At 71.1% G+C, this 25146-nt stretch carries 23 protein-coding genes and 1 pseudogene; 17 read left to right on the top strand and 7 right to left on the bottom strand.

The genetic code is table 11. From position 1 onward, the window contains the following. Positions 1–21 precede the first annotated feature (21 nt). The 4 genes from AUC44_RS08660 to AUC44_RS08645 all read left to right on the top strand — a co-directional run bounded on the left by AUC44_RS08660 (position 22) and on the right by AUC44_RS08645 (position 5278). Positions 22–1326 (top strand): S41 family peptidase, encoded by a 1305-nt coding sequence (locus AUC44_RS08660; protein ID WP_082689171.1) that lies wholly within the window; start codon positions 22–24, stop codon positions 1324–1326. Between the two features lie 146 nt (positions 1327–1472). Then, entirely contained in the window at positions 1473–2810 is a 1338-nt protein-coding gene (locus AUC44_RS08655) for a S1C family serine protease (protein ID WP_062158262.1), read from the top strand. Between the two features lie 315 nt (positions 2811–3125). Then, the gene (gene malQ, locus AUC44_RS08650) at positions 3126–4628 is read left to right on the top strand and encodes a 4-alpha-glucanotransferase (protein ID WP_062158261.1); all 1503 of its coding nucleotides are present in this window, start codon (positions 3126–3128) and stop codon (positions 4626–4628) included. A gap of 92 nt (positions 4629–4720) precedes the next feature. Then, positions 4721–5278: a cob(I)yrinic acid a,c-diamide adenosyltransferase gene (locus AUC44_RS08645; RefSeq protein WP_062158260.1), complete on the top strand. Its 558-nt coding sequence runs from the start codon at positions 4721–4723 to the stop codon at positions 5276–5278. Positions 5279–5335: 57 nt separating this feature from the next. On the opposite strand, the gene AUC44_RS08640 is transcribed toward AUC44_RS08645, so the two are convergent. The 5 genes from AUC44_RS08640 to pdxR form a co-directional block, all read right to left on the bottom strand. Further along, positions 5336–6145, bottom strand: coding sequence for an ion transporter (locus tag AUC44_RS08640; RefSeq protein WP_062158259.1), 810 nt, complete (start codon positions 6143–6145; stop codon positions 5336–5338). Next, positions 6142–7305 (bottom strand): glutathionylspermidine synthase family protein, encoded by a 1164-nt coding sequence (locus AUC44_RS08635; protein ID WP_062158258.1) that lies wholly within the window; start codon positions 7303–7305, stop codon positions 6142–6144. The genes AUC44_RS08640 and AUC44_RS08635 overlap by 4 nt, the downstream gene beginning before the upstream one ends. After that, on the bottom strand, positions 7302–7718 hold the full coding sequence (locus tag AUC44_RS08630; protein WP_062158257.1) for a hypothetical protein: 417 nt from the start codon (positions 7716–7718) through the stop codon (positions 7302–7304). The genes AUC44_RS08635 and AUC44_RS08630 overlap by 4 nt, the downstream gene beginning before the upstream one ends. Before the next feature lie 91 nt (positions 7719–7809). Next, complete coding sequence (locus AUC44_RS08625) at positions 7810–8178, bottom strand: hypothetical protein (RefSeq protein ID WP_058976584.1); 369 nt, start codon at positions 8176–8178, stop codon at positions 7810–7812. Further along, positions 8175–9704 (bottom strand): MocR-like pyridoxine biosynthesis transcription factor PdxR, encoded by a 1530-nt coding sequence (gene pdxR, locus AUC44_RS08620; RefSeq protein ID WP_082689001.1) that lies wholly within the window; start codon positions 9702–9704, stop codon positions 8175–8177. The genes AUC44_RS08625 and pdxR overlap by 4 nt, the downstream gene beginning before the upstream one ends. An 18-nt stretch (positions 9705–9722) precedes the next feature. Here pdxR and AUC44_RS08615 point away from each other — a divergent pair, with 18 nt between their 5' ends. The 9 genes from AUC44_RS08615 (at position 9723) to ilvC (ending at position 19725) form a co-directional block, all read left to right on the top strand. Next, positions 9723–10190, top strand: coding sequence for a GNAT family N-acetyltransferase (locus AUC44_RS08615; protein WP_062158256.1), 468 nt, complete (start codon positions 9723–9725; stop codon positions 10188–10190). 133 nt (positions 10191–10323) lie between these two features. After that, complete coding sequence (locus AUC44_RS08610; protein ID WP_062158255.1) at positions 10324–10944, top strand: DJ-1/PfpI family protein; 621 nt, start codon at positions 10324–10326, stop codon at positions 10942–10944. Continuing rightward, a complete protein-coding gene (locus AUC44_RS08605) occupies positions 10941–11564 on the top strand; it encodes a pyridoxamine 5'-phosphate oxidase family protein (RefSeq protein WP_062158254.1) in 624 nt (207 codons plus the stop codon). Before AUC44_RS08610 ends, AUC44_RS08605 begins: the two co-directional genes overlap by 4 nt. Next, positions 11561–12451 (top strand): DMT family transporter, encoded by an 891-nt coding sequence (locus AUC44_RS08600; protein ID WP_062158253.1) that lies wholly within the window; start codon positions 11561–11563, stop codon positions 12449–12451. Before AUC44_RS08605 ends, AUC44_RS08600 begins: the two co-directional genes overlap by 4 nt. Positions 12452–12665: 214 nt before the next feature. Beyond that, the gene (locus tag AUC44_RS08595; RefSeq protein WP_062158252.1) at positions 12666–13916 is read left to right on the top strand and encodes an acetylornithine/succinylornithine family transaminase; all 1251 of its coding nucleotides are present in this window, start codon (positions 12666–12668) and stop codon (positions 13914–13916) included. Between the two features lie 358 nt (positions 13917–14274). Continuing rightward, complete coding sequence (locus tag AUC44_RS08590; protein WP_062158251.1) at positions 14275–15978, top strand: VanW family protein; 1704 nt, start codon at positions 14275–14277, stop codon at positions 15976–15978. A 287-nt stretch (positions 15979–16265) separates the two neighbouring features. After that, positions 16266–18014 carry a biosynthetic-type acetolactate synthase large subunit gene (gene ilvB, locus AUC44_RS08585; RefSeq protein ID WP_062158250.1) on the top strand — a complete coding sequence of 583 codons (1749 nt, stop codon included), beginning with the start codon at positions 16266–16268 and terminating at the stop codon, positions 18012–18014. Further along, a complete protein-coding gene (gene ilvN, locus AUC44_RS08580; RefSeq protein ID WP_062158249.1) occupies positions 18011–18610 on the top strand; it encodes an acetolactate synthase small subunit in 600 nt (199 codons plus the stop codon). The genes ilvB and ilvN overlap by 4 nt, the downstream gene beginning before the upstream one ends. A gap of 104 nt (positions 18611–18714) precedes the next feature. Then, the gene (gene ilvC, locus AUC44_RS08575; RefSeq protein WP_062158248.1) at positions 18715–19725 is read left to right on the top strand and encodes a ketol-acid reductoisomerase; all 1011 of its coding nucleotides are present in this window, start codon (positions 18715–18717) and stop codon (positions 19723–19725) included. A 72-nt stretch (positions 19726–19797) separates the two neighbouring features. Here the strand turns inward: ilvC and AUC44_RS08570 are convergent, their stop codons facing one another. Beyond that, positions 19798–20802, bottom strand: coding sequence for a carbohydrate kinase family protein (locus tag AUC44_RS08570; protein WP_082689000.1), 1005 nt, complete (start codon positions 20800–20802; stop codon positions 19798–19800). Positions 20803–20876: 74 nt separating this feature from the next. Next, positions 20877–21809 (bottom strand): 16S rRNA (adenine(1518)-N(6)/adenine(1519)-N(6))-dimethyltransferase RsmA, encoded by a 933-nt coding sequence (rsmA, locus tag AUC44_RS08565; RefSeq protein ID WP_082688999.1) that lies wholly within the window; start codon positions 21807–21809, stop codon positions 20877–20879. Positions 21810–21979: 170 nt separating this feature from the next. On the opposite strand from rsmA, the gene AUC44_RS16820 reads away from it, so the two are divergent. From AUC44_RS16820 to AUC44_RS08550, 4 genes and pseudogenes are all read left to right on the top strand, one after another. Next, on the top strand, positions 21980–22786 hold the full coding sequence (locus AUC44_RS16820) for a tetratricopeptide repeat protein (RefSeq protein ID WP_062158247.1): 807 nt from the start codon (positions 21980–21982) through the stop codon (positions 22784–22786). Positions 22787–22878: 92 nt separating this feature from the next. Further along, positions 22879–23312: pseudogene (locus AUC44_RS17305) on the top strand (NAD(P)H-hydrate epimerase); the annotation flags it as partial. Further along, the gene (locus AUC44_RS08555; protein ID WP_417926371.1) at positions 23301–24278 is read left to right on the top strand and encodes an NAD(P)H-hydrate dehydratase; all 978 of its coding nucleotides are present in this window, start codon (positions 23301–23303) and stop codon (positions 24276–24278) included. The pseudogene AUC44_RS17305 and the gene AUC44_RS08555, both read left to right, overlap by 12 nt. 132 nt (positions 24279–24410) lie before the next feature. Next, positions 24411–25121 carry a DUF4388 domain-containing protein gene (locus AUC44_RS08550; protein WP_062158246.1) on the top strand — a complete coding sequence of 237 codons (711 nt, stop codon included), beginning with the start codon at positions 24411–24413 and terminating at the stop codon, positions 25119–25121. Positions 25122–25146: the final 25 nt, after the last annotated feature.

The raw sequence follows: 25146 nt of genomic DNA, 5'->3' as shown, positions 1-25146 counted from the left end.
GAGCGCGTGAACGCCAAACGCATGACTGTCGTGGGGGCCGCGCTGGCCGCGACCGCCGCCGTCGCCTACGCGCAGCTGGGCGGGTACACCCCGGTGAACCTGAGCAGCAGCGCCGAGGGCAAGAGCCTCATACAGGTGCTGAACGACCTCAACCGCTACTACCTGCACCCGGTCGATCAGGACAAGGTGCTGCGCGGCGCCATCACCGGCGCGCTGGGCAGCCTGGGAGACGAATTCACGTACTACAGCGAACCCGAGGACAACGCCATCGACGCCGCGAACCTCCAGGGCGAGTTCTACGGGATCGGCGTGACGCTGGTCGCCGCGAACGCCGACGGCACCGGCGGCAAGATCGACAACGTGTTCAAGACCGGCGCGGCCTCCACCGCCGGCGTGCAGATCGGGGACGTGTTCCTGAAGATCGGCGACAAGGACGTGACCGGCGCCAAACTGAACGAGATCGTGCGGCTCGTGCGCGGCGAGAAGGGCACCCAGGTGACCGTGACCTTCGCCCGCGACGGCAAGCCCTACACCGCGAAGATGGAGCGTCAGCCCGTGCAGATCGTCAGCGTGGAACAGACCGTGCTGCCCGGCAACGTGGGCTACATCGCGCTGAACACCTTCTACAACGAGAAGGCCAGCGAGCAGTTCCGCGCCGCCGTGGCCGACATGAAGAAGAAGAACGTCCAGAAACTGATTCTGGACCTGCGCGACAACGGCGGCGGCCTGCTGAATGCCGGCGTGGACGTGGCCGACCAGTTCCTCCAGAGCGGCCCGATCGTCAGCCTGCGGGACCGCGCCAAGAACACCCAGGTGTTCGGCCGCGCCACCAACAGTGCCAGCGACTACACCGGCAAGCTGGTCGTGCTCGTCAACAAGAACAGCGCCAGCGCCAGCGAGGTCGTCTCCGGCGCGCTGCAGGACACCGGCCGCGCGCAGATCATCGGCGAGCAGACCTTCGGCAAGGGCGTCGCGCAGACCCCCATCACCCTGCCCGACGGCGGCAAGGTCGCCATTGTCAGTAACGAGTGGCTGACCCCCAAGGGCCGCCAGATCCACAAGAAGGGCGTCACGCCCGACATCGAGGTCAAGGACACCCGCTACACCACGCCCGTGAACTTCAGCGGCAGCGGCGTGAAGCCCGGCGAGAAACTCACCCTGACCGTCGAGGGCAAGCCCGTGACCGTCACGGCCGACAAGGACGGCAAGTTCAGCTACACCGGCGAGGTCAAGCGCCCCACCCGCAGCGCCCAGCAGGGCGAGGCCGTCGTGGACGTGCAGGGCGACGCCATCCTGAAGAAGGCCATCGAGGTGCTCGGCCAGTAAGGTCCGGCCGGGCAGGTGGGGGGCGGTTTTCCGGTGGGAGAGCCGCCCCCCTCGTCCTGCCCGCGCGGGAACGGGGGAGAGCGCCCCTCAAGGCCCGCTCCGCACTTTTTAACCGACGTGTAACCCGGGCGCACCAGACTGCGCGCATGAACAAGACCCTCTCCATTCTGGCCCTGACGGGCTCCCTGGTTCTCGGCGGTCTGGTCGGCTACGACATCCGCGAACGCAGCGCCGACGCCGGAGCAGCCGCGCCGTCCACCCAGACGGCCCAGACTGCCGGGGCGCAGCCGGCCGGGACCACGGCGACCGGCGCGCAGGGACAGATGGTGCAGACGCTCGCGCAGCGGTACAGTGACGGCCGCGCCCGCACGGAATCCGAGGCGAACACCGTGCAGGTCGTCAAGGACCGCCGCGACGGTCTGGTCCTCATCACGGTGAAGGAGGGCGACAACAGCAGCGCCCAGGCGCAGCTGCGTCAGCGGCTCCAGCAGCAGCTGCCCTTCGATTTCGGGCTGCCGGACGGCGGCGGGCAGGATCAGGGCGCGACGGCCACCGGCAGCGGTTTCTTCGTGACGTCCGGCGGGGACATCATCACGAACAACCACGTGGTCGAGGGAGCCAGCGAGATCACCGTGCACCTGCACGGCAACACCAAGGGGTACAAGGCCCGGGTCGTGGCCCGCGCGCCCGACTTCGACCTGGCGCTCATCCGGGTCGAGGGCGTGCCCGCCAGCGAGATCAGGCCCCTGCCGCTGGGCAACAGCGACCAGCTCGACGTGGGCCTCAAGGCCATCGCCATGGGCGCGCCGTTCGGGCTGGACTTCAGCGTCTCGGAGGGCATCATCAGCAGCCTGGAACGTCAGGTCGCCGTCGGGACGAAGGGCGTGAATCAGAACGTCATCCAGACCGACGCGGCCATCAACCCCGGCAACAGCGGCGGCCCGCTGCTGAACAGCGCCGGGCAGGTCATCGGCGTGAACACCCAGATCCTCACGGGCGGGATCGGGCAGAGCGCCGGGGTGGGCTTCGCGATTCCCGTGAACACCGTCAAGAAGCTCCTGCCGGAGTTGCAGGCCGGGAAGGGCGGCGTGATCCAGACGCCCAGCCTGGGCGTGGGTATCAACGACGTGGCCAGCCTCAGCGCCGCCGAGCGCAAACAGGCGAAACTGCCCGAGCAGGGCGTCCTGATCGGCCGGGTGTACCAGGGCAGCCCCGCCGCCGCCGCCGGACTGAGAGGCAGCCGCACCCTGATCGACGAGTCCACCGGGCAGCGCACCACCCAGCCCGGGGACGTGATCACCGCCGTGGACGGCCAGCCCATCACGGGCGCGGAGCAGCTGCCGCAGCAGATCATCAGCCGCAAGATCGGCGAGACCGTCACCCTCACGGTCGTCCGGGACGGGCAGTCACGGGACGTGAAGGTCACCCTGAAGGCCTTCGACCTGGCGGCGGCGGCGCAGCGGGAGGACGCGCAGGGTCAGTAAGGCGTCCGGCAACAGGGCCGGGTGAACGCGGCTGCTCCAGTGGTGGGGCCGCCGCGTTCAGCTGTGCTGTCACCTCGTCGCCCCAAGACCTGTCTGGGGGAGGATGCACGACGTCCCAGCCGCTGCCCGGCTGAGGTGCAGCGGCGGCGGGGCCCGGGTGGAGGGTACGGGGGTGTCCGGCCTGTCTGGGCACATGAGGGCCATGAGGGGCGCGCGGCTATGCCGGGAACGGTGTGGGACTGTACTATTTGACCTGTTAACTGGAATCACTTCCACTCTCGTTCCACGACCGTTCCACCGGAGGAGTCCCCTTTCATGACCATCCCACGCTCCAGCGGCATCCTGCTGCACCCCACCAGCCTCCCCGGCCCGTTCGGTATCGGCGAACTGGGCGCCTCCGCCCGCGCCTTCGTCGACTGGCTCGCCCTGGCCGGCCAGACATACTGGCAGGTCATGCCCCTGGGCCCCACCGGCTACGGTGACAGCCCCTATCAGGCCTTCAGCGCCTTCGCGGGCAACCCCTACCTGATCGACCTGAACGCCCTGCGCGAACACGGCCTGCTGAGCGACACCGAATTCAACGTCCTGCCCGAATTCAACCCCGGCAAGGTCGACTTCGGCCAGCAGTACGTGTGGCGCAACCAGATGCTCGAACGCGCCTACGCCCGCTACGCCTTCGGGGACGCCCAGCACCTCACACCCGACTTCGACGCCTTCAAGGCCGAGGAAGCCGACTGGCTGGACGACTACGCGCTGTTCATGGCCCTGAAGAACGCCCACGGCGGCCTCCCCTGGAACGCCTGGGAAGCCGGCACCCGCGACCGGGACCCCAAGGCGCTGGCCAGCGCCCGCACCCGCCTGAAGGAAGACATCGAACGGGTCAAGTTCATCCAGTTCCTGTTCTTCCGCCAGTGGACGGTCCTGCGCCGCTACGCCGCCGAGAAGGGCATCCAGATCATCGGCGACATCCCGATCTTCGTCGCCATGGACAGCAGCGACGCCTGGGCCAACCGCGACCAGTTCTACTTCGACGACCAGGGTCAGCCCACCGTCGTCGCGGGCGTCCCGCCGGACTACTTCAGCGAGACCGGCCAGCTGTGGGGCAACCCCCTGTACAACTGGGACGTCATGGACAAGGACGGCTACCAGTGGTGGATCAAGCGCTTCCAGGGCAGCCTGAAACTGTTCGACGTGATCCGCATCGACCACTTCCGGGGCTTCGCGGCTTCCTGGGAGATCCCGTTCCCCGCCGAGACCGCCATCCACGGCCAGTGGGTGCCCGCCAAGGGCCACGAGATGTTCGAGGCCGTGCGCAAGGCCCTGGGCACCCTGCCGATCATCGCCGAGGACCTGGGCGTCATCACGCCCGACGTGGAGAAACTCCGCGACGACTTCGGCTTCCCCGGCATGGCCGTCCTGCAGTTCGCGTTCGGCGGCGGGGACTTCAGCGTGAACGACTTCCTGCCGCACAACCTGCGCGAGAATCAGGTCGTGTACACCGGCACGCACGACAACGACACCACGCGCGGCTGGTGGCGGAACGCCGACGAACTCGAACGGCACAACTTCCGCGTGTACACCAGCAGCGACCCCACCGAGGAGACGTTCGCGTGGCAGCTGACCCGCATGGCCTTTGAGAGCCGCGCGAACCTCGCCGTCGTGCCCCTCCAGGACGTCATGAACCTCGGGACCGAGGCCCGCATGAACCTGCCCGGCACCACCGGCGACCACAACTGGACATGGCGGTACCTCGCCGCCGACCTGCGCCCCGACCTCGCGCAGAAGGTCCGCGAGTTGACCGAGGCGACCGGCCGGTAAACACCGTCAGGCGCTGACGGTCGATGGTTGATAGGCGGTCCGGCGACCCTCTATCAGCCATCGACCGTTCACCATCCACTACCCTGTGGGGCATGAAGCTCTACACCAAGACCGGGGACGGCGGCACGACCGGCCTGTACGGCGCGGACCGCGTCAGCAAGGCGAACATCCGCGTGGAAGCGTACGGCACCGTCGACGAACTGAACAGCGCCATCGGCCTGGCCCGCGCGCACGGCCCGAGTCCCGAGATGGACGCCGACCTGGAGTACCTCCAGAACGCGCTCTTCGATGTCGGCGCCGACCTCGCCACCCGCAGCGGCACCACCTACGAGCGCAAGCTCAGCCGCATGGACGAGCAGGACGTGACGTTCCTCGAGGCGATGATCGACCGCTACCAGGAGAGTGCCCCGCCCTTCACGGGCTTCATTCACCCCGGCGGCACCCCGGTCGCGGCGAGCCTGCATGTGGCCCGCACGGTCGCCCGCCGCGCCGAACGCGAGGTCATCCGCCTGCTGCACGAGGAGGACGCCAACGCGCACGTGCAGGTGTACCTGAACCGCCTGTCGGACCTGCTGTTCGTGATGGCCCGCGCCGCGAACCAGGCCGCCGGGATCGGGGAACACGCCTGGCTGGTCAAGGGCCGCCGCTGAGCGAGTGACGGACCGAGGGGGGCGACGGATACGGGCGTCGCCCCCTTCGTCACGCGGTTACTCCAGCGCCTTGCCGCAGTGCGGGCAGCAGGCCGCCGCCGTTTCCTGCTGGCGCAGGCGGGAGAGTTCCTCGGCGAAGCCGCTGGCGATCATGCCCGCCGGGAGGGCCACCATGCCCACCCCGAACAGCATGATCAGCCCAGCGGCGGCCTTACCCAGCGGCGTGGCGGGGTACACGTCCCCGTACCCGGTGGTGGTCAGGGTCACGACCGCCCACCACAGCGCCTGCGGAATGCTCTCGAAGCCCCTGGTGCCCGCGCTGGACTCCACCTGATACAGCAGGCTGGCGGCGATGAACACGAGCACCAGCACGATCAGCACGGTGGAGAGCAGTTCCCCGGCGCGCTGGCGGATGACCCGCCCGATGAGTTGCAGCGAGTCCGAGTAGCGGCCCAGCTTGAGCAGGCTCAGGAGTTTCAGGAGGCGCAGGCCGCGTAGACTGGCCAGGGCGGTCGTGGCGGGCACCATGAGTGAGATCAGCACCAGCAGGTCGATCAGCGGCAGCGGCGAGGTCGCGTAGCGCAGGTACGACCGGACGCTGCCGTCCGCGCCGGGGCGCAGCGGCGTGACGTACAGCCGCCCCAGGTACTCCAGGCCGAACACGAAGGCGCACACGTAGTCGAAGAGGCGGATGGCCCGGCCGTACTCGCGCTGCACCTCGGGCACCGTGCCCGCGATGGTCACGGCGATGGTGAGCAGGATCAGCGTGACGAGCAGCGCATTGAAGGCCCGTTCGGCAGGGCCCGCGCCGTCACTGGGGTCCAGGAACGAGTGCAGTTTCTCCCGGAAGGAGGCTGGCGCGCTCATCCCGGCAGCACCACGTGCGGGGCGAACGTGGCGCGGTTGTCGGTCACGCGCGAGCGGCCCTCGCGGATGCCCAGGCCGCACACCTCACTCCCGGCGATCCACACGCCCAGCACCGGGTAACGCGGGCCGTCCGGGGCGTGCGCGGTGGGCAGTTCGGTGTACGCCTGCTCGACCACGGGCAGGTCCGCGTACGCGCCGGGCGTGCTCTCCTGGCCGGGCAGCTGCACGTTCTGGCCCTCGCGGGAGTACAGCGGCTTGCGCACCACGTCCGCCCCCAGCGCGCCGGGCGTGAGGGTCGCGGGCAGCAGGTTCGGGTGCCCGGGGTTCAGTTCGTGCAGCAGCGCCAGCAGGCCCTTGCTGCCGGTGGCGGCCTTCCACAGCGGCTCGATGAAGCGCGTGCCGGTGCTCGCCAGGAACGCCGAGTCGCGGGACTCCCACGCGAACTCGAACGGCCACAACCACATCAGCTGCCGGATGGGCAGACTCCAGCTGTCCAGCAGGTACGGTTCCGTCGGGCTGGTCCCCAACTCCTCGGTGAAGATGAACGACGTGCGCAGTCCCGCCGCCCCGGCGAGTTCCCGCAGGTACGTGATGGTCGCGGCGTCCTCGTCCACGCGGGCGCTGCTGAAGGCCACCTCGGTCAGGCCCCGCGCAGCCTTCAGGTGCGCCCACTGCTCGGTCAGCCCCTCGTGAATGGTGTTCCACTGCGTCGCTCCGGCCGGCAGCTCACCACGCGCCTGCTGATCTTCGAGCCACTGCCACTGACTGACCGCCGCCTCCAGCAGACTGGTGGGCGTCTGCGCGTTCACCTCCAGCAGCTTCACGCCCCCGCGCCCGTCGTAGGCGAGGTCCAGGCGCATGTACACCGTCGGGTCGTCCCCCTCCCAGGAGTCCCGCACGGCGCTGTGCAGGAACGCGGGGATGCCGAGTTCCGACAGCCGCCCGTGCTCGATGGCGTGCCCGGTCGCCTCCAGCACCAGATTCGTGAGGTCCTGACTGGCTGCGCGCAGGTGCTCGATCTGCGCGGGCGTGAAGGCGTAGTACCCGTCCTCGCTCCAGTACGGCACCGGATGTTCGGGTGTGGGGGCGAACCACGTGAAGCCCACCTCGCGCAGCCGCGCCTCCCAGTCCGGGCGCGGGGTGACGGTGCGCCGGATCATCCGCCGGACCCGCTGCCGGTGCTGCTCGCGCGGGCCGAGGTGGTGAACCCACCCCGCGACACGCTGGACGCCGCATTCATGGAAGTCCGGGCCGACGTTGCCCGGGCGACTGGACGGCTGGAGGAGGTGGATGTGGAGCGGGTGGCCGCCCGGGCCGCGACGCCCGCCACGACTGCCCCGGCCACCCTGCTGGTCGCGCTCTTCTTCCCGGACTTCAGTTTGACGCTGTCGTGGTCGCAGTCGATCTCGCCGTCGAGTTCGAGTTCACAGCCGTCCGGGACGGTCTGAGCCTGAACGGTCTGCGCGGGGGCACCGGTCGAGCCGAGTGCGCCGTACTGCGCGTAGGGCTGGTTCACCGCCTGCGCGGGCTGGTTCGCGCACGACGCGATCAGGGCGGGAAGGACAGCGGTCATCAGGGGCAGGCTGAATTCTCTGGGCATGGGGGCTCCGGCGCGCGCCGGCAGAGGAGCGCGCAAAGAACGAGTGGGACGGGTGGACGGAGATTCAGCCGCCGAAGCTGCCCGAGCGGCTGCCGGACATGAAGCCCCCCCGGCTGACGGGCGCCTTGAAGTTGCCGTACGAGCCGCGCTTGCTGTCGTAGGTCAGGCCCGCGCCGGACACCTTGCCCAGGCGGTCGTAGCCGACGTAGCGGGTGGTGCCGCTCACGACCCGCACGTACGGGCCGTAGTAGCCGCCGCCCGTGCGGTACACGCAGGGGTTGCTCAGGCCCCGGTCGATCAGGACGCGGTTGGCGATCAGGCACTGCTCGTAGCTGCTGTACGTGGTGCGGGAATACCGGTCCAGATCGTTCCCGCAGGAGGCCAGCAGGGCGGGCAGCGCCGCCAGCAGTGGCAGGGTGAAGGACTTGCTCATGCGTCAGAGTACGGCGCGAGTCCCGCGCGGGTTGCACAACTTCGCACGGCGCCCGCGATCACCCGCCCACCCGCCGCCGCCTGCGCCGCGCTGAGGCCCCCGTGCCCCAGCAGCAGCGCGTTCGGGGCCTCGCCCAGCGTGTAGGTGTCCAGCGTGGTGACCTGCACGCCCTGCGCGGTCAATTGGGCCGCCACGTCCCGCGCCGGGAGCGCCGGGTGGAGGTGCAGGCAGACGTGCAGCCCCGCCTCGATGCCACCCAGGTGCGCCAGTCCGTCCAGACCGTTCAGCGCCCCCGTCAGCGCCGCGCGGACCTGCGCGTGCCAGCGGCGCGAGCGGCGGATGTGCCGGTCCACGTGCCCGCCGGTCAGCAGGTGCGTCAGGGCCGCCTGCACCTGCACGGGCGGCCCGAAGTCCAGCAGCGTCCGCGCCCGCACCAGCCGCGAGAGCAGGGGCGGTGCGGCCACCACGAACCCGGTGCGCACCGAGGGAGTCAGCACCTTGCTCAGCGTGCCCAGGTACAGCACCCGCCCACCCGCGCCCGTCTGCGCCGCCAGCGCGGCCAGTGGTGGCAGCGGGGGAGCGCCGTAGCGGAACTCGCCGTCGTAGTCGTCCTCGACGATCAGCGCGTCATGCCGCGCCGCCCACTCCAGCAGCGCCAGCCGCCGGGGCAGGCACATGCGGCTCCCCAGTGGGAACTGGTGGCTGGGCGTCACGTACACCAGCCGCGCGGCGGGCGTGTCCGCGTTCACGATCAGGCCGTCGGCGTCCACCGGCACGGGAACGACCTCGTGCCCGGCGTTGAGCAACACCTGCCGCGCCGCGCGGTACCCCGGGTTCTCGATCAGGACCCGTGACCCCGGGGGCAGCAGCGCGCGCACGATCAGGTTCAGGGCGTGCAGCGTCCCGCCCGTCACGAGCACGTCCTCGGCCTGCGCGCCCAGCCCGCGCTGGCGCCCCACGAACGCCGCCAGGGCCGCGCGCAGGGGGGGCTCGCCCGCCGGGTCGGCGTAGTCGCCGCTGACCTCCTCGCGGGCCGCGTCCGCCCAGGCCTGCCGCCACGCGCGGCGGTCCAGGGTGGCGGTGCCGGTCACGCCCACCCGGAAGTCCAGCCCCGGCCGCCCGCCCGGCCCGTCCACCGGCAGCGGTGGCATGACCGGCAGCCACGCCGGAACGCCCGACGCGCCCACCGGGACCTCCGGGGCGGGGGCGGGCGTCTCGTCGCGCACGCGGGTGCCGCGCCCCACCAGAGATTGCGCGGTGCCGTCCGCGAGCAGTTCCGCGTACGCCGTCTCCACGACGCCGCGCGTGACGCCCAGCGTGCGGGCCAGCGTGCGCGTGCCGGGCAGCGGCGTGCCGCCCGGCAGCAGCCCCGACAGGACCGCCTCGCGGATCTGCCGGGCCAGCTGCGCGTGCAGCGCCTCCGTCTGGTCGCGGCGCAGGTCCAGCGGGAAGGGCAGCTCGTCCGTCCGGGCGGGCAGTGGCCCCCGGGTATCAGCAGGAAGTGGAGCTTTCAGGGGGGCCACCATGCCCCGTAGTGTACGCCCATGACCGAGCCCCGTGACCTCCGCCCCATCCCGCCCGCGCAGGCCGAGCTGGCCCTCCCGGCCCTGCGCGCGCTGCGGCCCGACTCGCCCCACACCGCCACGCCCGACGCCCTGCGCGCCTTTCTGAACACGACCGGCCCCGAGGGCTACGCGCTGGTCGGCGCGTTCGAACCGGGCCGCGAGGAGGCCGCCGCCGTCGCTGGATACCGCGTCATGCACCTCCTCTGGGCCGGCCCCACGCTGTATGTGGACGACCTGAGCACCCTGCCCGGCGCCCGTGGACGCGGTCACGCCCGCGCGCTCCTGCACTGGCTGAAGGGCCGCGCCCGCGAACTGGACTGCGCGGCGCTGCACCTCGACTCCGGGGTGGGGGAGACGCGCCACGCCGCCCACCGCCTGTACCACCGCGCCGGAATGAACGTCACCGCGCACCACTTCAGCCTCCCGCTGGGTCGGGGGACGGCATGACGCGGAGTCCGTCTGTTGCGTTCACACCCCAGGAGGGCGCCGGGTTGCTCACTCCACGCCCGGACTCCGCTTTACTCCTTCTCGCCTCCGCTCGGATTGAGCTGGTTGTGCAAACCATTCAATCGGAGTTGCTATGACCCGCACCGTCGGCATCCTGATCTTCGACGGCATCGAGGTCCTCGACCTGGGCGGGCCCTTCGAGGTCCTGAGTGTCGCCACGCGACTGGCCGGGCGGGACGGCGAGGCGGTCCCATTCCAGCCGGTCTTGATCGGCGCGTCGGGCGCCCCGGCGGTCGGACGCGGGGGGTTCCGGGTCCTGCCGCACGCCACGCTGGACGATCACCCGCCACTGCATGTGCTGATCGTGCCCGGCGGCGTGATGGACGCGCCAATGGCCGACCCGCGCGTGCGTGCGTGGGTGCGGGGGCAGGCGGCGCGGGTGGAGGTTCTGGCCTCGATCTGCACCGGTGCCTTCCTGCTGGCCTCGGAGGGCCTGCTGGACGGCCGGCGCGTCACCACCCACTGGGAGGATCAGGCGGACCTCCAGGCGCAGTTCCCGGCGCTGACGGTCGTGCCGGACGTCGCCTGGGTGGACTCGGGCGCGGTGGTCACGTCGGGCGGCATCAGCGCGGGGATCGACATGACCCTGCACCTCGTGGAGCGGCTGCACTCGCGCGCGCTGGCCGAACGCACCGCCCGCCAGATGGAATTCCGCCCGGCCGGGCGGGGCCTCCGGGAAGAGGTGACCCCGTGAGCGGCTTCTACGACCCCGCACAGCGCGACCCCAGCGTCAGCCGCCGCCCGCAGAACCGCCGGGACGACGCCTGGATCGAGGATCTGCTGCTGCGCGTGCCGCTGGGCCGCGTGGCGACCGTGTACCGGGGCGAGGACGACCGGGTGTGGCCCTTCGTGACGCCGCTGGCCTTCGCGTACCGGCCCGGGTCGCGGGACCTCGTGTACCACACGAACGTCGTGGGTCGCCTGCGCGCGAACACCGAACAGGCAGAGGCACAGGGGCACCCCGCGACCTTCGAGGTCACCGAGACCGGCGCGCTGCTGCCCAGCACCTCGCCGCTGGAACTCAGCGTGCAGTACCGCTCCGTGATCGTGTTCGGCACCGCCCGCGTCCTGCGCGGCGAGGACGCCCGCGCGGCCCTGACCACACTCAGCGAGCGGGTGTTCCCTGGCCTGCGCGTGGGCACGCATACCCGGCCCATCACGGACGCCGATCTGGCCCGCACCGCCGTCTACGCCCTGAGTATCGAGCGCTGGAGCGGCAAGGAGAACTGGGCGGACGGCGCCGCGCAGGAGGACGGCTGGCCCGAGCTGCCCGCGCACCTCGCCGCGCCGTTCGTGCCGGGGAGCCGCGCGTGACCCGCCGCGACGCGCTGGATATGTTCCTGCTCTCGGCGTTCTGGGGCGTGTCGTTCCTGCTGATCCGCCTGAGCGGCGAGGTGTTCCCGCCGGTGTGGGTGGCGCTGCTGCGGTCCGTGTTCGGCGCGGCGGTGCTGCTGCTCGCGCTGCGGCTGGGCCGCCACACCCTGCCGCCCGCCCGGCTGTGGAAACCGCTGCTGCTGGTGGCGCTGTTCAACAACGTGATCCCGTGGTCGTTCTTCGCGTGGGGCGAGCAGACCGTGAGCAGCAACATCGCGGCGATCATCAACGCGACCACGCCCCTGTTCGCGCTGCTGATCGGCCTGACCCTGCGCGACACCCGCCTGAGTGGCCTGACGCTGGGCGGCGTGCTGCTGGGCCTGGGCGGCGTGGCCCTCACGGTCTCCGGCGGACTGGGCGGCGGGCACGCCACGCTGCACGGCGTGATCATCCTGCTGCTCGCCAGCCTGGGGTACGCCATCGCCACCACCATCGCCAAACGCACCCTGGGCGGCCTGAACCCGGTGGGGCTGGCGACCACGCAACTGGGCCTGAGCAGCGTCATGCTGCTCCCGGTCGCGCTGATCGGCCCGGCCCCCGCTCCCCTCACCCTGACCGCCGTGGGTGCCGCCCTCTTCCTGGGCGTGGTCGGCAGCGGGCTGGCGTACCTGCTGTACTACGGCCTGCTGGCCCGCGTGAGCCCCACCCAGGTCACCGCCGTCACGTACGCCCTGCCGGTCTGGGGGCTGGGCTGGGCCGCGCTGGCCGGGGAGCCCGTCGGGGCGCTGTCCGTCTTGGGCGTACTCGTGGTCCTCAGCGGCCTGGGCCTGATCAACCTGCCGCCCCGCGCGAAACCAGGGGCGACCCCGCTGCGGACCGACGCCTGACCACTCCGCAGCAGACTCCTTACCCCCACCCCTGGCTTTCCGCATGCCAGGAAGAATGACTGGATTGCTTGTCGTGTGCCATGATCGTGTCCCCTGGACACCCGGGCACCTGACAGGGCCAGCAGGGCCTACACTGTCGCATCCCGCCTGCGCCCCGGCGCGGCCAGATCAGCTCACCCCGCCCTTTTCCACCCCCGCACGGAGGACTCCCCGCATGACCTCAACCCAGAGCAAGTGGCTCGAAGCCGAACTGAAGTACGACAGCCGCGTCGTCGGCAAGCATGAGGTCGTCATGACCCGCGGGCAGGGCAGCGTCGTCTGGGACGAAGCCGGCCGCTCGTACATCGACTGCGTCGCCGGGTACGGCGTGGCGAACATCGGCCACTGCCACCCGGACGTCGTGAAGGCCATCAGGGATCAGGCCGAGCGGCTGCTCGTGATGCCCCAGAGCCTCCCGAACGACAAACGCGCCGAGTTCCTGACCGAACTGGTCGGCGTGACGCCCGCCGGGCTGGACCGCGTGTTCCTGTGCAACAGCGGCACCGAGGCCATGGAGGCAGCGAAGAAGTTCGCGATCACCGCCACGGGCCGCAAGCGGTTCGTGAGCATGAAGCGCGGCTTCTCGGGCCGCAGCCTGGGCGCGCTGGCGTTCACCTGGGAACCCAAGTACCGCGAGCCCTTCGGTGAGGCCGTGGACAACCGCAACGTGGACTTCGTGACGTACGGCAACATTGAGGAACTGCGCGCCGCGATCACCTCTGATACGGCCGCCGTGATCCTCGAACCCGTGCAGGGCGAGGGCGGCGTGCGCCCCGCCAGCCCCGAATTCATCCAGGAGGCCCGCCGCCTGACGCAGGAGAAGGGCGCGCTGCTGATTCTCGACGAGATCCAGACCGGCTTCTGCCGCACCGGGAAGATGTTCGCCGCCGAGCACTACGGCGTGATCCCCGACGGCATGACCCTAGCCAAGGCCATGGCGGGTGGGGTTCCCATCGGCGCGTTCGTGATGACCGCCGACGTCGCCGACCGCATGCCCGCCGGGGGGCACGGCGGCACGTTCGGCGGGAACCCGCTGGCGATGGCCGCCGGGGTGGCCGCAATCCGCGCCATGAAGCGCGAGGGCATGGCCGAGCAGGCCCGCGAGAAGGGCGCGTACTTCATGGAGAAGCTCCGCGCGATCCAGAGCCCCAAGATCCGCGAGGTGCGCGGCCTGGGCCTGATGATCGGCGTGGAACTCAAAGAGAAGAGCGCCCCGTACATCCACGCGCTGGAACATGAGGAGGGCGTGCTGACCCTCCAGGCGACGCCGCTGGTCGTGCGCTTCCTGCCGCCCGTGACCATCAGCCGCGAGCAGATCGACACGGTGGTCGCCGCGTTCGAGCGCGTTCTGAACGGTGTGAATCCCCGCGCCGAGCGGCAGGCGGAACTGGCCGCCGCGCAGCAGGAACAGACCCAGACCGAGTAATGCGGACTCCGGTTGAAAGGTTTGCAAAATCTTTCAACCCGAGCGGATGCGAGGAGGAGCGAAGCGGGTTCCGGACGTGGAGTGGACAGATCGGTGGTCTTCCGATCTGTTCACGAAACAAACGGAATCCGTATTAAGGTCGCCTCCCCAGGCCCACGCCTTCCCCGAGCGGGGGGGCGTGGGCCTGCATTGAGCGGTGGGCTCCTCCATGTGCTGGAGGGGCTCCTGCGCATTTCGTCCGAACTGGCGGGACGTATGGGGCCCCTGTTCCTGACGGAAGCTTCATGAAGAGGCACCTGTCTGGCGAACGTGCACAATTCTCAATCACGGACGCGTGAACTTCCTTACACTGCCTGCGATGAAGGTCTGGGCCGCAGGAATCACCGCCGGAACCGTCGCTCTCCTCGTGGGGGGAGCGCTCGCGGTTGCCGCCACGCAGAACACCACCACCCTCGCCCCCGGCCTGCGCATCGCCGGGACGGACGTGAGCGGCATGACCCGCGAGCAGGCCCTGGCCGCCGTGGGCAGCCGCGCCGCGACGCCCCCGCAGGTCACTGTTACCGCCGGCAAGACCACCTGGACGCTGAGTGCCGAGAAACTCGGCTGGCACGCCGACGCGGCAACCAGTGTGGACGCCGCGCTGAAGATCACGCAGGAGCGCGGCGTCCTCCAGAAACTCCAGGGCATGATCGGTCAGGCCCCCACCCAGGACATCCCCCTGACCGCCGCCGTGGACGCCGCCAGGGCGAAGGCTACCCTGACCGCCCTGACGGCCGGGCTGAACACCGCCCCGAAAAACGCCAGCGTGTACTTCGACAAGGTCAGCAAGCGCTACGCCGTGAAAGCCGATGCGCCTGGCCTGAGCCCCGACGTGACCGGCGCCGTGAACGCCTACGTCGCCAACCCCGACCTGACCGCACTGACCGTCACGGTGAAGGCCACACCCGCGAAGCTCACGGCCGCCACCCTGAACACGTACGTGGCGCAGGGCAACGCCCTGGCCCGCCCCTTCACCGTCACGCTGAACGGCACGGCCCGCAAGGGTGGCCTGACCGCCCTCCAGGTCGCCGACCTGTACTGGGTGCGTGACAGCGGCATCGAACCCGACGACGCGACCCTCAAGGCCGCGTTCGGCCGCCTGACCGACGCCGTCGACCAGCCTGCCCTGAACGCCCGCTACGTCCTCCAGGGCGGCAAGCTGGTCAAGGCGAAGGAGAAGGCCGGGCTGGTCACCGACCGCGCCGCCGCGTACGCGCTGTTCCGCAAGGCCGTGCTCGATCCCACCGTCAAGACCGTGGTGTTCCCCAGCAAAGCCGACCAGCCTACCCTGACGGTCGACAAACTTCCCGCCGCCGACAAGCTCGAACTGATCGCCGTGGGGACCAGCACGTACTACCACTCCAGCGCCGCGCGCCGCACGAACGTCGCCAACGCCGCCGCGAAGATCAACGGCTCGGTGGTCCCGGCCGGTGAGGTATTCAGCTTCCTGAACAGCCTGGGGGGTATCGACGCGTCGAACGGGTTCGTGGGCGGCCTGATCATCAGCGGTGGCCGCACCGTGGACGGCCTGGGCGGCGGCGTGTGCCAGGTGAGCACCACCACCTTCCGCGCGCTGTACCAGGCGGGCCTGCCGATCGTCGAGCGCAACCAGCACTCCTACCGCGTGGGCTACTACGAGCCGCAGGTGGGCTTCGAGGCCGCCGTGTACGACCCTGGACTCGACCTGCGCATGAAGAACGACACCACGGCGCCCATCCTGATCAAGACCCGCAACGACGACGCCCGCAGCACCCTGACCGTGGAGGTCTGGGGCGTGAAGCCCAAGCGGACCGTCAACATCAGCCCGGCGGTCATCACCGCCCGCGTGCCGCACCCGGCCCCCAAGTACGTGGTGAACCCGAACCTGCGCCCCGGCACCATGCGTCAGGTGGACTGGGCCGCCGACGGCTACAGCCTCTACATCACCCGGACCATCAAGGACGCCAGCGGCGTGCGCACCGACAAGGTCAGCACGGTGTACAAGGCCTGGCAGGCGGTGTACGAGACCGGCCCCAGGGGTTGAGAGTGAAAGGTCGGTGGTTGATGGAGTTCGATTCCATCAGCCACCGACTTTTGACCTTTCACCTGACGTACGAACGCCCGTTTGTTCCCCGGTCCGGAACGCCCGGCGGTCTAGACGCGCCTTGCACCCGGTTCAGGCCGGGGCCTATGGTGAGGCCATGAACGCGGCGATCGTGGTGGTACTTCTTAGCATCGGGGGAGTCCGAGGCTAGGCGTACCGCCGACCCGCACACCCCCACCCACACCCGGGTGGGGGTTTTTCATACGAGCGCAGGCACGGAGGAGACCATGGCAGACAACGGCAAGCAGCACGCCCCCCACCGGGGCGATATGACCGGCGCGAAGGCCCTGTGGGCGACCCTCGCGAACCACGGCATCAGCACCGTGTTCGGGTACCCCGGCGGGGCGATCATGCCCGTGTACGACGCCCTGACCTTCTACCCCGAGGTGCGGCACGTCCTGACCCGCCACGAGCAGGGCGCCGCGCACGCCGCCGAAGGCTGGGCCAAGGCGACCGGCGAGATCGGCGTGTGCATGGCCACCAGCGGCCCCGGCGCCACCAACCTCGTGACCGGGCTGGCCGACGCGATGCTCGACAGCGTGCCGCTGCTGGCGATCACCGGGAACGTCGCGTCGCACCTGATGGGCACCGACGCCTTCCAGGAGGCCGACATCACCGGCATCACCCTGCCCATCACGAAACACAACTACGTGGTGCGCGACGTGGAGGAACTGCCCCTCATCGTGGCGGAAGCCATCCGCATCGCCCGTTCGGGCCGCCCCGGCCCCGTGCTCGTGGACATTCCCAAGGACATCCAGCTGGCCGCCTTCCACGGCGAGATTCCCGCCCCGCACGCCCGCCCCGAGGCGCCCGCCCCCAGCCCCGAGAGCGTCGAGCGCGCGCTGGAGCTGCTGCGCGGCGCGAAGAAACCTGTGATCATGGCGGGCGGCGGCAGCCTGGACGCCAGCGCCGAGATCACCGCCCTGGCCCGCGCCTGGGACATCCCGGTCATCACCACCCTGATGGGCCTGGGGGCGTTCCCCAGCAGCGATCCGCTGTGGCTGGGCATGCCCGGCATGCACGGCAGCGTCGCCGCGAACCGCGCGATCAGCGAGGCGGACGTCCTGCTGGGCATCGGCCTGCGCTTCGACGACCGCGTGACGGGCCGCGTCAGCGGCTTCGCGCCGAACGCCGCGATCATCCACGTGGAACTCGACGCCGCCGAGATCGGCAAGATCATCCGCACCCACGTCCCCGTGCGCGGCGACGCGAAGCAGGCCGCCCAGCTCCTCGCCGAGGGCGCCCAGCCCACCCCACGCCCCGAGTGGAAGGCGCAGATTGAGGACTGGAAGAGCCGCACCGTCACCCCCGAAACCTACGGCGCCGGGTACGCCGTGAAGGCCGTCGTGGACCGCCTGCGCCCCGACGACATCCTGTCCAGCGACGTGGGGCAGCATCAGATGCTCGCCGCGCAGCTCGCCCGCTTCGAGAAGCCCCGCCGCTGGATCAACTCCGGCGGGCTGGGCACCATGGGCTTCGGCCTGCCCGCCGCGATCGGCGCGGGCATGGCCGAGCCCGGCGTGCGCTCCGTGGTCATCGCCGGGGACGGCGGCTTCCAGATGACCGCGCAGGAACTTGCCACGCTGAAGATGTACGACGTCCGCAACGTCAAGATCTGCATCATCAACAACTCGTTCCTGGGCATGGTCCGCCAGTGGCAGGAACTCTTCCACGAGAAGCGCTACAGCGAGGTCTGGCTGGGCGACAGCAACCCCGACTTCATCAAGCTCGCCGGCGCCTACGACGTGCCCGGCTACCGCGCCACCACCGCCGAGGAGCTGCCTGCCGCCATCGACGCGTGGCTGAGCGACCCGAAGAGCGCGCTGCTGGAAGTCGTGGTCCCGCACGAGCACGGCGTGTTCCCCATGGTGCCCGCCGGGGCCGCGCTGTACGAGATGATCGAGACCGAACCCGTCAGGAGCCCCGACCTGTCCGCGCAGATGCAGGACGCCGCCGAGGAGGCCAGCGAAGCATGACCGACACCCGAGACCACCTGCTGTCCATCCTGGTGCGCGACGAACCCCGCGTCCTGACCCGCATCACCGCCCTGTTCGGCCGCCGCGGCTACAACATCCGCAGCCTCTCGGTCGGCAGCACCGAACACCCCGGCGTGTCCCGCATGACCATCGTCGTCAGCGGCGACCGCGGCGTGGTCGAACAGGCCATCCGCCAGCTGGAGAAACTGCACGACGTGGTGCGCATCATCGACCACAGCCTCGAGAAGTACGTGGACCGCGAACTGGTGCTCGTGAAGGTCGCCATCACCCCCGAGAGCCGCGTGGAGGTCCGCCAGATCGCCGAGGACTTCCGCAGCCGCATCGTGGACGTCGGCCGCCACGCCCTGACCTTCGAGGTCACCGGCGACGAGGGCAAGATCACCGCCTTCATCGAGCAGATGCGCCCCTTCGGCATCCTGGAGACCATGCGCACCGGCCGCATCGCCCTGACCCGAGGCAGCAACGCCGACATCCCCACGCACGTCTACCACGAGGGCGAGACGCAGGCCCTGCAACCCACCCTGGAAGTCCAGCCGCGCGAAGAACGCGCCCGCCACGTCCCCAATCTGTTCTAGGAAGATGGTTGACAGTTGATGGTCGAAAGAAAACCCATCAACCTTCCTGAACCCGCCTAGTCCGCCCAGTCACTCAAATCACGTTCTGTAGGAGAATCCCGAACATGGCTGCAACAATGTACTACGACCGAGACGTCAGCACCGCCCCCATCGAGAACAAGCTGATCGCCATCATCGGCTACGGCAGCCAGGCGCACGCCCACGCCCAGAACCTGCGTGACAGCGGCTTCAACGTCGTCGTCGGCCTGCGTGAGGGCAGCGCCAGCCGCGCCAAGGCCGAGCAGGCGGGCTTGCGCGTCGCCAGCATCGAGGACGCCACGAAGGAAGCCGACGTGATCATGCTGCTCATCCCCGACGAGCAGCAGCCCAAGGTGTACGAGCAGAGCATCGCCCCGCACCTGAGCGCCGGCAAGGCCCTGGCCTTCGGGCACGGCTTCAACGTGCACTTCGGCCGCATCACGCCCCCCGCCGACGTGGACGTGTTCCTCGTGGCGCCCAAGGGCCCCGGCCACATGCTGCGCCGCGTCTACACCGACGGTGCGGGCATGCCCGGCATCTTCGCCGTGCAGCAGGACGCCACCGGCCACGCCCGCGACATCGCCCTGGCGTACGCGAACGGCATCGGCTGCACCCGCGCCGGCGTGCTGGAAACCACCTTCAAGGAAGAGACCGAGACCGACCTCTTCGGTGAGCAGAGCGTCCTGTGCGGCGGCGTCACCCACCTGATCCAGGCGGGCTTCGAGACCCTGGTGGAAGCCGGGTACCAGCCCGAGATCGCGTACTTCGAGACGCTGCACGAGGTCAAGCTGATCGTCGACCTGATCTACGAGAAGGGCTTCGAGGGCATGCGCCACTCCATCAGCAACACCGCCGAGTTCGGCGACTACGTCACCGGTCCCCGCGTCGTGACCGCCGAGACGAAAGCCGAGATGGGCCGCGTGCTGAGCGACATCCAGACCGGCAAGTTCGCCGAGCGCTTCATCGCCGACGCCGAGGCCGGCTTCCCCTTCATGGAGGAGCAGCGCGGCAAGATGCGCGACCACACCCTGGAGGTCGTGGGCAAGGAACTGCGCGACAAGATGCCCTTCATCAACAAGAAGGCGCTGGAAGTCTAAGCGGCAGCAGAGAAGGGGGGCCGGTGGCGTCACAGCCTACCGGCCCCCCCTTCTGCGGCCCTAAGCGGTGTCTCAGCTGGCCGGTGTCTTGCGGCTGCGCGTGGTCTTCGCAGGGGCCGGGGCGGGCGCGGGCGCCGCTGCGGCGAGTTCCGGCACGATGGCCGCCAGATCCTCGTGGGTGATGGGCCGTTCCTGCGCGCCCACCCCGGTCGCGGCCAGGGCCCCGGCCGCGTTCGCGGCGCGCGCCGCCCCGCCCATGCCCGCCCCGGCCAGGATGGCGTGCGCGAACACGGCCGTGAAGGTGTCCCCGGCCCCGGTGGAGTCCACGACCTTCCCGGCGGGCCGATAGGCGTCCACGAGTTCGGTGTCGTCGGGCGTCCAGGTGATCGAGCCCATCTTGCCGACCTTCACCACGACCCGCTGCGCGCCGGCCTTGCCCAGCTGCGCCAGCGCCGCGCTGATCGAACTGGTGCCGGTCAGCGCCTGGAGTTCGTGCTGGTTGAGCATCAGGTAATCTGCGCCGACCACGTCGCTCAGCAGGGTGGTGCCGGCCTTGTTCACGGCGCCGGTCCCCAGGTCGATGAATACCGGGACCGGCGTCTTCGCGCCGCGCGCCGCCTCGATGGCCGCGAGGCTGAACTCGCGCTGCGGCCCCTCGGTCAGGGCGTAGGCGTTGATGATCAGCGCGTCCGAGCCCTCCACGTCCTTCTTCTTCAGCCCGGCCGGGTCGAGCTGGCGGTTGGCCGCGCCGTCGCTGATCATGGCGCGCTCGCCGCCGCTGGTCTGCATGACCGTGATGGTGCTGGTGATGCGGCTGGCGTCCCGCTGGATGGCCGCCTCGCTGACGCCACTCTCGCGCACGCGGCTCAGGGCGTACTCCGCGAAGGGATCGTCGCCCACGCGGGCGGCCAGGGTGACGGCGTGGCCCAGGCGGGCCAGGGTGACGCTCATGGTGCCGCCGGCGCCGCCGGGTTTCATGCTCGCCTGGGTCGGCGTGACTTCCTCGCCGGGTTCGGGCAGACGCTCAAGGTGATAGAGGTGATCGACGGTCACGTCACCGATGATGTAGAACTTCACAGGATTTTCCTCCGGGACGCCGGGGTCGGCGGCTCCTGAATGGCGGGTGGGACGGGTGATCCAGCGTGCTGCGACTACCGTATCACGCCCAGTTTGACGGCCATGTCACGCAGGTCACCCAGGCTGACGTCCTCGGCGCGCACGTCCGGGCGCAGCCCCACGGCCTCCAGGGCCGCGTCGATCGCCTCTCCCTCCATGCCGGTCAGGCGCAGGTTGTTGCGCAGCGTCTTGCGGCGGTGATGCAGCGCCGTCTCCACGAACGACAGGAATGCCGGTTCGGGGGCCGCGCGGGTGCGGTCGAAGTCCAGGCGGATCACGGCGCTCGTCACGTCCGGCGCGGGCAGGAACGCGCCCTTGGGCACGTCCCGGACGTGCTGCACGCTGCCGTACAGCGCGGCGATGGCGCTCAGGAAGCCGTAGTTCTCCTCGCCGGGCCGCGCGGCTAGGCGCTGCCCGACCTCCTTCTGCACGAGCACCGTCGCGGAGACGATGCCGGGCGCGCGCATGAAGCGCGACAGCAGCAGGCCCGTGATGTAGTAGGGCAGGTTGGCAATGACCCGCGTGCCCTGGGGCAGCGCCGCGTAGTCGAAGTCCAGCGCGTCGCCCCACACGACCTGCACGTCCAGGCCGTCCAGGGTTTCGGCCAGCACCGGGCGAAGCCGCTCGTCCTTTTCCAGCGCCGTGACCTGCGCGCCGCGCGAGGCGATCTCGCGGGTCAGGACGCCCAGGCCGGGGCCGATCTCCAGCACGGGCACGCCGGCCCCGGCGCCGCCCGCCTGGGCGATGGCGCGCAGGATGTTCCCGTCGATCAGGAAGTTCTGCCCGAGGCTCTTGGTGGGTTTCAGGCCGTGCCGGTCGAGCAGGTCGCGCACCCGCGCCGGGGAGTACAGCGGCGCGGCGCTCAGGTCACGCTCCTCGTGGTCGGGCGCGGCGGGTCGGCGGTCACCGGCGCGGCGCTCGGCCGGGCGCGCGGCGGTTCGGGGGGATCTGCGGGAGTCTCTGGGCATGCGGCGACGGCCCTCCGGGGCCAGGAAGTGGGGGGAACTGGGGGCGGGACAACGGTGAGCGCCGCTGCGGGCGCGCCGGGAACACGTCAGTATACTCACGGGGTGAGTTTCCGTTCCGGGCCGCTGCTGCCACCCTCCCCGCCCCGCCCCCAGACCGCGCGGGTGTCGCCGTGACGACGGACACGCCGGTCGCGCCGCCGTCCCTGGCGGACCTGATCCGCGCCGGGGACTGGCGCCGGGCCGCCGCGACCGCCAGCGTGCAGGGCGAGAGCCCGGAGCTGATCGACGCCCTGCAGATCCTGCGCTCGGTGCAGGGCGAGATCCGCGCCCGGCGCTACCCGGCGGCCCGGCAGCAGCTCCTGGCGTACCAGGGCGTCTCGCGCGAGCTGGCCCACCCGCTGGCGGCTGAACTGCGGCTGTATGTCCATCCGGACGCCGTGCTGGAGGCCCTGAACGCCCTGGAGGCCGCGCAGAAGGAACCGGACGCCCAGGTGCTCGCCGAGCGGCTCGCGGGCGCGCTGGCGCAGCCCCTCACGCGGGCCGAGGCGCTCAACGCCCAGGGCGTGCTGCACGCGATGCTGGACGACGAGGTGCAGGCGCGCGCGGCCCTGGACGCCGCGCGCGCCGCCGACCCCGGGCACTACCGCGCGCTGACGAACCTGGGCAACCTCGAACTGGAGGCCGGACGCTTCGCGGAGGCGGAGACCATCTACCGCGAGGTCATCCGCCTGGCGCCCGAGTACGACGGCGGGCACCACAACCTCGGCGTGGCGGTGCGCCGCCAGGGCCGCGTCGCCGAGGGCGTGCGGCACATCCGGCAGGGGCAGCGGCTCGCCATGAAACGCTCGCGCGAGGACACCCAGGCCGAGGTGAAGGAGCAGTTCAGCCGCAACCCGAACCTCAAGTACCTGCGGTTCGCCGTGCTGGCCGTCCTGGCGCTGATCGTCTTCCTGGCGCTGCGCGGCGCGGGCAGCTGAGGCGGGGCGGGCGCGTGACGGCGATCCTCGACCCGGAGGGCGTGCGCGCGCTGGACGCCCGGCTGGAGCGGGCGGGCCTGCTCGACCTGGCGATGGAGGAGGCGGGCCGCGCGGTGGCCAACGAGGCCGGGCGGCGCGTCCCGGCGGGCCCCGTGCTGCTGCTGGCCGGCGGGGGCGCCAACGGTGGGGACGCCTTCGTGGCCGCCCGGCACCTCCTCGCACTGGGGCGGGACGTGCGCGTGCTGGCCCGCCCCTCCACCCACCCGCTGACCCGACTGAACCGCCGGCGCTGGCACGCGGTGGGGGGCCACACCCGGCCCCTGACCCCGGCTGCCCTGGCCCGGCAGGCGGGCGGCGCGGCGCTGGTCGTGGACGGCCTGCTGGGCACCGGGTTCCGTCCCCCCTGCGGCCCGCCCTGGCCGGGGTGGTGGCGGCGCTGAACGCCGCCCGCTCGCGCGGCGCGCCCGTGCTGGCCATCGACCTGCCCAGCGGCCTGGACGCCACGCAGGCCACGGTGCCGGAGGCGAACGGCGCGGAGTCCAGCGTGCAGGCGGACGTGACCGTCACCTTCGCCGGGTTGAAGGCCGCGCTGCTGTTCGGGGACGCGGCGGCACGCAGCGGCGAGGTGGTGCTCGCGCCGCTGCGTGTCCCGCCCGCCTGGGTGGCGGACGTTCAGGTGGCCGAGCAGCCCGGCGACCTGGACCTGGCGCCCCTGCTGCTGCAGCGCACCGCCGCCGCCCACAAGGGCGTGGCCGGGCGCGTGTGGGTGGTGGGGGGGCACCCCGGCACGACCGGCGCCCCCGCCCTGGCCGGCCTGGGGGCGCTGCGCGCGGGGGCCGGGCTGGTCACGCTGCACTCGGCGGCCGAGGTGCCGCTCGTCACCCCGGAACTCATGGCGCAGCGGCACCCGGATCTCGCCGCGTTCCTGCGCGATACCCCCGCCGCGCGCCGCCCGGACGCGGTGGCCCTGGGCATGGGCCTGGGCCCGGACGCCGCCGCCCTGGCCCTGGAGGTGCTGGGCTGGGCGGTCCCCACCGTCCTCGACGCCGACGCCCTCCAGCCCGAACTGGCCGGGCGCGGGCACGCGGCGTGCCTCTGGACGCCCCACCCCGGCGAGGCCGCCCGGCTGCTGGGCACCTCGGCCGCCGGGATCACCCGCGACCCGCTGGCCGCCGCCCGCGCGTTGCAGGACCGGCTGGGCGGGGTGGTCGTCCTCAAGGGCGGCCCCAGCGTCGTGGCCCGCACCGGGGAGCTGAGCGTCTCGCGCGGCGGGCACCCGGGCATGGCGAGCGCCGGTATGGGAGATACCCTCAGCGGCGTCCTGGCGGCGCTGCTGGGGCAGGGCCTGGAGGCGTGGGACGCCGCCCGGCTCGGGGTGCGCCTGCACGCCCGGGCCGGCGAGCGCGCCGCCGTCCGCTTCGGCTACGGCCTGGGGGCCACCGACGTCGCCCACGAACTCGGGGGGGCCTGGGCCGATCTGCGCGGGACCTGAGCGGTGGCCCCGGCCCGCCGGTCTGGGCTTCACCGCTGTGGGCGGGCCGGTGTGCGGGCGGGCACGCCCCTGCCGGGTGTATGGCCTGATCCGCGGGGCGCCTGACAGAGAGGTGGTAGCGTGCAGACATTCATGCAAGGTCTGCTCAGCGATGTGCCCCTGATGGGCGTCCTGGAACTCGTCCACACCACCCGGCAGACGGGCGTCCTCGAGGTGCAGTCCGACGTGCCCTTCACCGTGGCGTTCATGAACGGCGAGATCATCTCCGGCGGCATCCTCGACTGGGTGGGCAGCGAGGCCATCCACGCCAGCCCGATCCTGGCCGAGTCCGGCACCTTCCGGTTCGAGCAGCGTGGCGTGACCGGCGCGCCCCTGGCCCCGTACGGCCACTTCTCGACCGACTGGGCGCGCATCAGCGACGAGTGGGATCTGGTCTGCGCCGCCATCGGCAGTCCCAGTCAGGTGTTCCAGGGCCGCGTGCCGATGTTCGACGGCGAGCAGGGCCGCTCGGTGCGCGCCGTGGCCCGCGAGGTCGAGCTGCCGCTGTTCGAGGTGGCGCAGACCGCCGCGCAGGCCGTCCGGGACGGGCGCCTGGCCCCCACCGGCCGCTTCGAGTGGTCGCGGCTGAAACTCCAGCCCGCCGGGCAGCGCGCCGCGCTCCACCCGGTCGCCCGGCTGCTCGACGGCCAGCGGACACTGGGTGACGCGGTGGAGGCGGGCACCAGCGTGCGCGACGTCCGCGAGTACCTGCTGGGCGAACTGCGGCTGGGCCTGCGCTTCCCGGGCAGCGGCTGGGTGCTGCGCGACCTGGTGTGGGAACACCGGCACCTGCCGGCCTCCTGACCCGGCGGCCGGGGGCGGGGCCACC

The organism is Deinococcus actinosclerus (genome assembly GCF_001507665.1).
GTDB lineage: Bacteria > Deinococcota > Deinococci > Deinococcales > Deinococcaceae > Deinococcus > Deinococcus actinosclerus.
Note: the sequence above shows the minus strand (reverse complement) of the source record. Positions and strands in the feature narration are given on the sequence as shown.